This is a genomic window from Mesorhizobium sp. M6A.T.Ce.TU.002.03.1.1, assembly GCF_003997275.1.
GTDB classification, from domain to species: domain Bacteria; phylum Pseudomonadota; class Alphaproteobacteria; order Rhizobiales; family Rhizobiaceae; genus Mesorhizobium; species Mesorhizobium mediterraneum.
This window is the reverse complement of the sequence record NZ_RZTI01000176.1, coordinates 1-9,977: the sequence shown is the minus strand read 5'-3', so window position 1 is coordinate 9,977 and position 9,977 is coordinate 1. Positions and strand designations below refer to the sequence as shown.

6 protein-coding genes and 4 pseudogenes are annotated in these 9,977 nt (G+C 59.7%); 3 read left to right on the top strand and 7 right to left on the bottom strand.

Going from position 1 to position 9,977, the window contains the following annotated elements:
* The 3 genes and pseudogenes from EOC93_RS30535 to EOC93_RS35130 all read right to left on the bottom strand — a co-directional run.
* Positions 1-338 (bottom strand): hypothetical protein (locus tag EOC93_RS30535; protein WP_164759339.1); only part of this gene is annotated, 338 nt, incomplete at its 3' end.
* 192 nt (positions 339-530) lie between these two features.
* A pseudogene (locus tag EOC93_RS30530) lies at positions 531-844 on the bottom strand (ATP-binding protein); the annotation flags it as partial.
* Between the two features lie 10 nt (positions 845-854).
* A pseudogene (locus EOC93_RS35130) lies at positions 855-1,388 on the bottom strand (IS21 family transposase); the annotation flags it as partial.
* Positions 1,389-1,960: 572 nt separating this feature from the next.
* Here EOC93_RS35130 and EOC93_RS30520 point away from each other — a divergent pair.
* On the top strand, positions 1,961-2,233 hold the full coding sequence (locus EOC93_RS30520) for a hypothetical protein (protein WP_126105030.1): 273 nt from the start codon (positions 1,961-1,963) through the stop codon (positions 2,231-2,233).
* Between the two features lie 583 nt (positions 2,234-2,816).
* On the opposite strand, the gene EOC93_RS30515 is transcribed toward EOC93_RS30520, so the two are convergent.
* Positions 2,817-4,133, bottom strand: coding sequence for a HipA domain-containing protein (locus EOC93_RS30515; protein WP_127206482.1), 1,317 nt, complete (start codon positions 4,131-4,133; stop codon positions 2,817-2,819).
* Positions 4,123-4,461, bottom strand: coding sequence for a helix-turn-helix transcriptional regulator (locus tag EOC93_RS30510; protein WP_245461587.1), 339 nt, complete (start codon positions 4,459-4,461; stop codon positions 4,123-4,125). The genes EOC93_RS30515 and EOC93_RS30510 overlap by 11 nt, the downstream gene beginning before the upstream one ends.
* 732 nt (positions 4,462-5,193) lie before the next feature.
* Here EOC93_RS30510 and EOC93_RS30500 point away from each other — a divergent pair.
* Positions 5,194-5,518 (top strand): annotated as a pseudogene (locus tag EOC93_RS30500) (aldehyde dehydrogenase family protein); the annotation flags it as partial.
* Between the two features lie 556 nt (positions 5,519-6,074).
* Here the strand turns inward: EOC93_RS30500 and EOC93_RS30495 are convergent.
* Complete coding sequence (locus tag EOC93_RS30495; RefSeq protein ID WP_206532291.1) at positions 6,075-6,524, bottom strand: DNA polymerase-like protein; 450 nt, start codon at positions 6,522-6,524, stop codon at positions 6,075-6,077.
* A gap of 319 nt (positions 6,525-6,843) precedes the next feature.
* Positions 6,844-8,681, bottom strand: a pseudogene (locus EOC93_RS30490) (potassium transporter Kup).
* Positions 8,682-9,636: 955 nt separating this feature from the next.
* On the opposite strand from EOC93_RS30490, the gene EOC93_RS30485 reads away from it, so the two are divergent.
* Positions 9,637-9,977: hypothetical protein (locus EOC93_RS30485; protein ID WP_164759338.1), on the top strand; the 341-nt coding region annotated here is incomplete at its 3' end.

The window sequence follows — 9,977 nt, the reverse complement described above, 5'->3', positions numbered from 1 at the left end:
CGCGGGTCCAGATAGCCTTCGAATGCGGATTCTGCAAAAGGACCTGCCAGACACGCAACTATCTCTTGGATCGCTTCATCGCGTTGGAAATGTCGATCCATATCGTTCTCGAAAATCGGCTTTCGCTTCGAGGTGAATCCTTGCGCTGAATAAAAACCCGCGCCTTCGACAACACCACCGCACTCTCCGTCACCGGCGTCGGGGTAAATACTAACACTTGAGAAAGCAGGGAGTTCACGGTCGTCGTCGAACACCTGACGGTGCAAAACGATGGCGGCCACCGCGTGCCCGGCTTCGTGATGCGCCACAAGCGGCAGATATTGGGAGGCTACATTCATGCGGTGCGGCTCTCAGGTCTAGTTTGCTTTTGCGCATAGGACCGCAATTGTCGTGCCAACTGGGAAAATCATTTCGGGCAATGCGATCGCTCCGATAGCGTTGTGTCTCCTGTCTGACATTGTTGGGAAGTCGACACGCGCCCGTCGCAATGCGGTCGACCTTCCGCGCGAGTTGGGTGACCCGTGAAGGCGGCCGACCAGGACGATGTTGCGCTGATCGGCGACGAAGGCGCCGCCGGGCGAGATCGCGCATCAGGGGGTGACCGGCGTGTCGGCGAAGTCGAAGTCGTCGATGTCCTTGGCCAGCGGCAACTTGGCGACAGCGAACTGGTATTTGATGGAGCGGGCCTGCTTCTCCGATATCTCGGCCTGCAAGAGATCACCGACAATCCTGGGCGGCTCGTGCCGTCGCTTGATGGCGACGCGCCCATGATCTCGTCATAGGCTCTGCGCATTCCGTACAGCTTCAGCGCTCCCATCAGTTCCAGTACCTCGGTGCGTTCCATGGCTGTTTGTCCTCCTGAGACTGTCATAGCGGGCGCAGTCGGCGACCGCTCGTGAGCTAGCTCCAGCGCCTGGGGAATGGAAAGGATCGTGCCCGGCGCCGGATCGCGGCTGCGGGCCAGGATGTTGAGGATCACCGGCGCCGACGATGCACCGTGCTCGATGGCTTCCTGACAGGCGGCCTCGACCGCGCTCAATCCGTCGGTCAGCACCCAGGTGAGGATCAACACCATCTGCCGGTCGACGTCATCAACCGCCTTGAGCTGCGCCGCACCTTCTCCATTGCCGACCGCAGGACCCAGCCAAGGAACGGCGCGCGCCGTGTGCCAGGGATCGTAGACGACCTCGTTGCGGCCAAAGGAGCGAACGTGTTCTCCCACGACCACGCCATCCTCTGGCGGATGCGATCCGATCGACATAAGCATGGATCTCGACGGGCCGACCGACGGCACTCGACAGCACCGAGTATTTGTTGTTGTCGAAGCGCACCGTGCAGGTCTTCGACACCGACGGGGGAATGCAATGGAAGCCGTCGAAGCGACCGGCAGCCGCTGCCGCTGCGGCTTGGCCGCATTCGCCGACAGAAGCCGGTCCAGCGTCTCACGCCGAGCTCCCATGCGGGGATAGGGCTGGTGCTTGCGCTCGTAGCGGAACTGCGTCTCCTCAGAACGCAGGACCTTGCGCACCACCTTGCGCGAGATCTTCAGCTCACGGCAGATCGCTTTGATCGACTTCCGCTGGACCAGCGACAGCCGACGTATCTTTGCAATCGTCTCCAAAACCAACATCCAAAACACAAACCGGAGGCATCTTGATGACCCCATCGTTAAGGGGTCCCGTTTGGACGAAAATCACCCTTTAAACAGGGTCCCCATTCCACGAAAAATCAATGCACTACCTTCCAAAGCTGCGAGAGATCGCCACCGACCGCTTTGAAGGGGCTTTCGGCGGTCTCGTCAGCGAGGTTGTGGCATGAAGAAACATCAATCCACAGCATTGGGCCGAAGCATGCCACGGGCTCATGCCGCGGGAGAGCGGGAAGATATTCTTGAAAGAAGCGGTCTCCGACATCAATACCGACAGGATGGGCAGCTTTCTCACATCACTTGAGGTCGAGCGTGGCAGTTGCGACCCGCAATGCAAGGCTGGCGGCGATGCATGCCTTTGCGCGGTTCCTGATTTCGGAGCACCCCGAATATATGGATACGCTGCAACTGGTGGTGACACTTCCCTTCAAGAGGGCGCGTGGGTGGCACCTGTCGAACATCTCGATGAGCCCGGAAATCAAGAGCGTCCTGGCGCGTATCGACCGCCGCACGCCTTCTGGACAGCGGGATTACGCTCTGTTTTCGCTGATGTTCAATACGGATGCACGAGTTCTGGGATCCTGAATCTTCGATTGTGACCTTCGTCTGGTATCGCCCTGTCCCGCCGAGCAAAGCAACGACCGCCCCACACTGCTCACCCGGTTCGGTGTTCGATACTTGCTGCGCACACATGGCTGCGGGCGAAGGAACCACCCTGGCTGAAAAAAGCATCCATCATCGCCCTTTGCGGGACACGACGGCATCCACCTCGTCAAGGCGGGTGTTGACATCGCCACCATCAGTCGATGGCCAGGCCACTCGGGCTGAACTAACGATGCGCTACGCCCAGGCCGGTATCGATATGAAGCGGCAAGCGCTCGAACAAGTCGTCCCCGACGTGATGTCATCGGCAAAAGATCAGACGATCATCGCTTTGATGGCTGGATGTTTGGCTGGCTGCACCGCTTGTAGACGCTCAGTTATGTGGAGTTGTATCGCGGGAAGTCGCGCGTCTTGGGCTTTTGCGGTGTCAGCTCCACATCTCTCCGCAGTGCACGTTGTCACTGGTTGAAGAGCCGTTTGTTCAATCTTCGTCCTGGCACGGCAAGGGTTGTCCATATTGTGGGCGTCTTGCGCTTGCCGAGCTTGTCCGAAATCCAGCGCCGGATCAGGCGTGAACACTGTTGCGTAGTTCGTCAGCCAGAGCGCGGAGAACGTCGGCGCTTCCTTCCAGCGCCGTAAAAGCGTAGGGATTGAGGAACTGTCGGCCCCAGAACAGATTGCGATCTATGCCGGATAGCGTAGCTTCCTCGCTGACACGCGGCCAATTCTCCGCAATGCATCGGAGCTGGCCTTCAACAATCGCAAGAGCTTCCGGCGCGCTGAGCAGGAAGTGATGCGCGGCTTCAAGGCAGGACGCTATCCGGCTCATGCGGTTATTGCCGCTGATGAGCATGGCCTGGCTGGCCTCCTGACCACTGCGGGCCTGCGGACAAATATCGTACGCAGGCGTGAGGGTGAGCTTAGCCCCGTCCCAGAATGCCGCATGGTTGCGGGCATGATCGTCGGTGTTGCCGCAAAGTATGTTGAAGACAATGCGGCTGAACAACTCGCGCAGAGTTTCCGACGGCGCGGTGAATCGGTGGCGAATGATCTCCGCCAAATCCTGGTAGCTGGCGTAACGCGCCATCATCTCATCGAGCGCGAGCATCGTCAGCGCTGAGACCATGGATTTGCGTTGCCAGCCGCCCGTGACCTTGATCCGGTCGAATCGCTCGACGAGCAACACGTCGTTGCCTGCGGCGCGAACGAGCGAGACGGATGCCGCTCTGATGCCGCACAAGGCGGCAAGCCGCATGGCTATGAATTCTCCTTTGACGACGCTGTAAAGGTCGGCAGACGAGGAAAATTTCGCGACATGCTTGACGGCGTCATCCTCGATCAGCGCCTTTGGCCTTGCGCCGCCGATCGAGCTGCCGTGATGCAGCGCCTGATCTAATTCGGGGGTGAGCGGAATACCTTTCTCTACCCGCTCCGCCGATTGGACAAGCTCTTCGAGAGTGGCATTGGCCAGTGCGCGCGGCTCGTAATGCGTGGGCGAAAACTGAAAATCGAGCGCGCCGATGCGGTCCGAGCCTGATTCCAGCAAGAACGTCAGTTCTGAAATATCGAGCCGCGCGATTTCATCGCCCTTCACACCGAATTTGCGGTTTAGGATAACCCGTCGTCCCCAGGCATCAGGGGCAGCATCGCGGATGCATCCCGGCATGGTTAGGCCAGGAAGCAAAGGCAATTCGCCTGCCTTCAGGGGCAGTTCCGGGAGATAAAGCGGGATCGCGCTGCCCAGTTCACGAAAGCTCCTGCCATAGTTGAAGCTGACGAGTCCGTCATGGGCATATAGCCGCCCGGCGACAACCGGCGCGGTCTCGCCCGGCAGCCAGACCCAGACATAGGCTTCGTCGTACTTGGGGACCTTAGAACTCATCGACGATCTGCTTGCCGGCCTTGTAGACGTGCTTCGGCAGCAGCGCGATGCGATCGTCCATGCGGCCTGTGAGGGCTGTGATGCCATTGCCGTCGGCATCGAACAGCTTCACACCGACAATGGCAGCAGCTTCGAACATCAGTCCGATTTCGACTTTGGGATCGCCCTTCTCGATGCGCTGCAGGGTGCTGCGTGAAACACCGATTCTCTCGGCTAACTCCTGTGCGGTTAACCGGTGCTGCATCCGGCCAAGCCGGATGGTCTTACCGAAAAGGCCAAGCGCTTCCATCGCGTAGCGCGAATAGGTGCGTTTATGCGTTGCCTTCATTCGGGTCTCTGTGACCTAAACATGATCCATATCGCTTTCTTTCGACCTTTATATAGGTAATGTCACAGAGCGACTGCCAAAGTCAAGACTCCGTATCGCAAGCGTTACCCATCCGAACGAGGAAGGCGGATATTGCCTACGGCTCCTGCACAACCGGCCAGCTCTGCGCGCCTCGGGCGAGGCGGAGATCTGGCGCTGGATCGCGGACAGCCTTGAGACGCCTCGCATGAGTCATTCATGGGCGGTCCCTGGTGCGAGGCCGCGGCGCTCGACTGCTGGCCGACATTCTCGGCGGCGGGACCCGCAGCCGGCTACACCAGCACTTTTCGACCACATACGCGCCCAGCTTCTCTCCGAAATCATTGCCAATGAGCGCGAACCTCATGCGATCGCCGAGCTGGCCTGGCGGCGCGGAATCTACGGCACGCATCCGTATTCGAGACCGCCCAAGGGAGGCTGACTAGCGTAACGCCCTCCGATCTAAGCGCCTTCCACAAAGCCGCTTTCGCACGCGACGGGCTGCATGTGGCGGTCGTAGGCGACATAGATGCCAAGCCCTGAGAGTAAGGCTCTACCAGCTGTTCGGCGATTTGCCTCAGAAACAGGCGCTTGCCGGCGCGAACCAGTGGTATCGCGAGGGCGAGCACGCCGAGCGCTTTTCCTCCGCCCTACACTGACCACAGACCCGCACGCAACGAAGCCGCGCTCGATCTTATCGTGGCGTGGCTAGGTGCAATGTTTGCTCTCGCCCATCAGGCCGGCTTTCCCGATGGCGTGGTCAACCTGATCTATGCGTCCGAAGGTGATCGCGTCGGCCGTGAACTATGCACCAATTCCAAGATTCGAAAGATCAGCTTTACCGGTTCGACCGAGGTCGGACGGCTGCTGATGCGTCAGTGCTCTGACCAGATCAGGTCAGCCTTGAACCCGGCGGCAATGCACCTTTCATCATCTTCGATGATGCCGATATGACGGTGCGGTCCAGGCGAAGTTCCGCAATGCCGGCCAGACCTGCGTTTCCGCGAACCGCATTTACGTCCAATCGAGCGTTCACGATGAGTCCGCCGAGAAATTTGTGGAGAAGGTCCGGCACTTGTCAGTGGTCCGACGTCTACTCCCGGAGCGAAGCCGTCGCCAACCCAAGATCGAGTCCCACATCGCAGATGATAATTCGATGCGGGGCCGAACGATAAATATGCATGCTTTGGCCACCCCGAGGCAGGGCTCATTGAGATGATCCGACCGCCTTGGAACAAAGATGGGGTAGAGCAGATGAAGCGTTGGCAGCGTGTCTCCATTCGACGCGAGCGCTGAGGATGGGATCACGATCATTCGCATCACGCGCAGCCGCAAGGGCGACGCCATGGCTACTTTGGAATCGTTGAAGTGGTTTGAGCCGGACAGTCACAAATACACCCGTTACGCCGCGGCTCAGGAAACGGGGCGGCGTCCGGCGGTGGAGGTGCTCGCTGACTTAAAAAGGTGCGGGCAGTCGTTGCGCTTGAGAGCGACGACATTTGGGATCCGGCACGGGGTGACCTGCTGCCAATCGGCAGTTAACAGGGTCCGACAAAAGTGTGCACAACATGCTGCTGAAGTGGCCTCCGGAAGCGCTACCGGAAGTTACGCGTCTTGAACTTGATAGGGTCGATATGGTCATACTGCATCGACGATGTCGCGCCCCTTCGGCATGCCGCGCGGATCGATGCCCGATCCGCCGTGATGAGCCTCGTCCCTCGGCCGTGCGGCAACGGAAACGGCGTCTTGCGGTTTCCCACGCTGGCCAGCCCAGCCGACAGATCGGTCAGCTCGTGGGCGACGAGGTGCACCACCTCCTCTTCCCGCCGGATGCGTCCGCGGACGCCGAGCATGGCCGACGCAAGAAGCACGCGCCGGAATTTCTCGAAGATCTTGACCCAGACGACGACGTTTGCCGCACCCCGTCTCATCCTCCAGAGGAACATGAAGCCTTTGGCCGAGCCCGGCCGCTGCCGGACCAGCACCAGGCCGGCGGCCTCGAGCCAGCTTCTGCCTCGCGCCTGCATAGCATCCTGACAGGTCACGGTGCGGCGCCGGTTAGGCGGCACGCCGATTTTGGCAACGCTAGCCTGTGAACTGAAGAATGAAGGTCGGACTTGCGGCACATCGATTACGTTCAAATGATAAGTTGCTGCCCGGCGAGGTCGTTTCAGCGCATCTCGACTGGTGGGTCGGCAAGACAATGCGGAACGGAAATGATCGCAGGCGTAAAGGACGGCTTTCGGGGCCGGAAGCTTCAGGCCTGGAACCGGACCCCAGTTTGGCGCAAGCATCGTGGCCTCCGCCCGGTCAGGCATTCACCGGCTCGCGAAATGCCAATTGATTCTGCTTAACCGGGCATGCCTAAACGGCCACTTGCGTTCCGATCTCGACCACACGTCCGGTCGGGATCTGGAAATACTCCGTCGCGTCGGCGGCCGTGCGCGCCAAGCCGATGAACAGCTTGTCCTGCCACACCGGCATGCCGGAGTTGGGTGACGCCTTGAGCGAGCGACGCGACAGGAAGAAGGACGTCGTCATGATGTCGAACTTCCAACCCTGCTTGCGGCAGATCGCCAGCGCACGCGGGATGTTAGGCTGTTCCATGTAGCCGAAGGTCAGTGTCACCCGCATGAACAGCTCATTGATCGTTTCCATCTTGATCCGCTCGCTGTCGGGCACCACGGGCTGCTGCGCCGTCACCACAGAGAGGATGACGTTCTGTTCGTGCAGCGCCTTGTAGTGCTTCAGGCTGTGCATCAACGCGTCGGCGCACTGGCGGGATCGCTGGTCAGGAACACGGCCGTACCGGACACCAGCTGCGGTTTCTTCTTCAACAGATTGCCCGCAAGGAAATCGAGCGGAATCTCGTTCCTGCGCGTCTTGTCAAATAGATACCTGCTGCCTCTTATCCAAGTCCACATGGTCATCACGATCACTGCGGCAATGGCAAGCGAGGCCCAGCCGCCTTCGAATACCTTGACGATGTTAGCTGCAAAGAAGCCGGTATCGATGAAGACGAACACCGCCATTAAGGCTATCGCGACGCCGAGCGGCCATTTCCAGATGCGCGTCATCACAACAAAAAGCAGTATGTTCGTCACCAGCATATTGCCGGTCACCGAAATACCGTAGGCCGAGGCCAGCCGGCTGGATTCGCCGAAGCCGACCACCAGCAGCATCACCACCAGCGCCAGCATCAGGTTGATGCGCGGCAGATAGATCTGGCCCGACTGTTTTTCCGACGTGTGCTGGATGACGAAACGCGGCAGCATGTTGAGCTGTACCGCTTGCCTGGTCAGCGAAAAGGCGCCGGAGATCACCGCCTGGCAGGCGATCACGGTCGCCGCCGTGGCAAGCACGACCATCGGAATAAGCGTCCAGCCCTGGTTCATCTCGAAGAACGGATGACCGACAACGCCGCCATTTGCCAGCACGAAGGCGCCTTGCCCGACATAATTGAGCAACAGACAAGGGAACACGATCGCCAGCCAGGCGAGCACGATCGGCTTGCGGCCGAAATGGCCGAGGTCGGCGTAGAGCGCCTCGGCTCCGGTGACGGCGAGGAAGACTGCACCAACCGTAACGAAGGCGACGTCAGGCGAGTTGACCAGGAACGACACGATGTAATGCGGGCTGATTGCCAGCAGGATTTCCGGGTCGTCCATGATGTGGTTGAGCCCGGAAAGGCCGATGGCCAGGAACCACAGCGCGGTAACGGGTCCGAACACCAATCCTACGCCGCCGGTGCCAAACCGCTGTACCGCAAACACGATCGCCAGGATGGCCAGTGTCAGCGGCACCACATAGGGCTGGAACGTCGGCGTGACGACATTCATACCTTCGACCGCCGACAGTACCGAGATTGCCGGCGTAATGACGGCGTCGCCAAAAAAAAGCGCCGCGCCGACGATGCCGATGCCGATGCCGAGGATCACCGCAGAGCGGGTCGGGAAACTGTTGCGCGCCAGCGCCATAAGCGACAGCACTCCGCCCTCGCCTCGATTGTCGGCGCGGAGCACGAACATGATGTATTTGATCGTCACGGTGATCGTCAGGGACCAGATGATCAGCGAGAGTACGCCGAGGATGTCGCCACGGCTGGCGACGTTGCCACCCGCTGATGCATGCAACGCCTCGCGAAATGCATAGATCGGGCTGGTGCCTATATCGCCATAAACGACACCTAGTGCGCCCAACATCAGCGCCTTGGTGCTGTGCTGCTCGACCTCAGAATGGCTCGATTGTTCGACAGGTTCTGCCTCGTTACCAGCATTGGTAAGGGCCATGGACGACACTCCGACAAGCGCGCGGTGCTCTACGCTTGCTGCACTGCAATATCAAGTTCCGTCACGTAATGTCTGCCGTCTCGCCTGTCGTTGCTCGCCTTGGTAGACTCGCCAGCCCGCAGCCCTACCGAGCAGCAATAGCGCCCCGGCAGAACCCTCAATCGCCCAGATCAATGAATGGTTATCGCCCACAGTGCCCCCCGCGATGCGGCCGATGGCGACCAGGGTGTCGTGGGCGCACAAGGATGGCGCTTTCCTGATGACGCCGTGCTCCAGGTGTGATCGCACCGTTGCTGCGCAAGCCATTTACTTGCTCGTCCCAGCGAGGACCGTGGCCAACTGGAACGCAGGGGCCACGCCGCTCACCGGCCGCACTTTGCGGCGCAGATAACGATTCGATCTCCGCGGCGAGATTCTGGTTGAAGAAGCCACCAAGCTTGTCGAAGGACACACGGTCGTAATATCGACATGCCAGTATCCGCAACCCAGAAAAGCTCCTTCGGCTCCGCTGCGCGCGCCACGAACAACCCGATCTTCTCTGCGAAGAGGACGCCGTAATCCTTCAGGTTGAAGCCAAACCGGGGGGCGGCCGTGACGTATGGGCGAAGGGCTAGGAGGCGGGTTCGGTGAGGAACGGCATTGATGTCCACGCCGTCTCCTGGAAAGACAGAGGAATGCGGTGTCACCGACTGGCGCCGGAGGTTGATCCGGTGATTAGGAGGAGCACTCGTTGTCGGATTCTCGACGATGTCGGACATCTGACACAACGCTGCCAGAGCGATCGCATTGTTCCGAAACGATTTTCCCAGTTGGCACGACAATTGCGGTCCTATGCGCAAAAGCAAACTAGACCTGAGAGCCGCACCGCATGAATGTAGCCTCCCAATATCTTCTCCCGTCTGTGGCGCACCACGAAGCCGGGCACGCGGTGGCCGCCATCGTTTTGAACCGTCAGGTGTTCGACGACGACCGTGAACTCCCTGCTTTCTCAAGTGTTAGTATTTACCCCGACGCCGGTGACGGAGAGTGCGGTGGTTTTGTCGAAGGCACGGTTTTCTATTCAGCGCAAGGATTCACCTCGGAGCGAAAGCCGATTTTCGAGAACGATATGGATCGACATTTCCAACGCGATGAAGCGATCCAAGAGATAGTTGCGTGTCTGGCAGGTCCTTTTGCAGAATCCGCATTCGAAGGCTATCTGGACCCGCG

Excerpts from the sequence above, each read along its gene's own strand:
- EOC93_RS30515 (WP_127206482.1), bottom strand. The coding sequence starts at position 4,133 with ATGAGTTCTAAGGTCCCCAAGTACGACGAAGCCTATGTCTGGGTCTGG.
- EOC93_RS30510 (WP_245461587.1), bottom strand. The coding sequence starts at position 4,461 with ATGAAGGCAACGCATAAACGCACCTATTCGCGCTACGCGATGGAAGCG.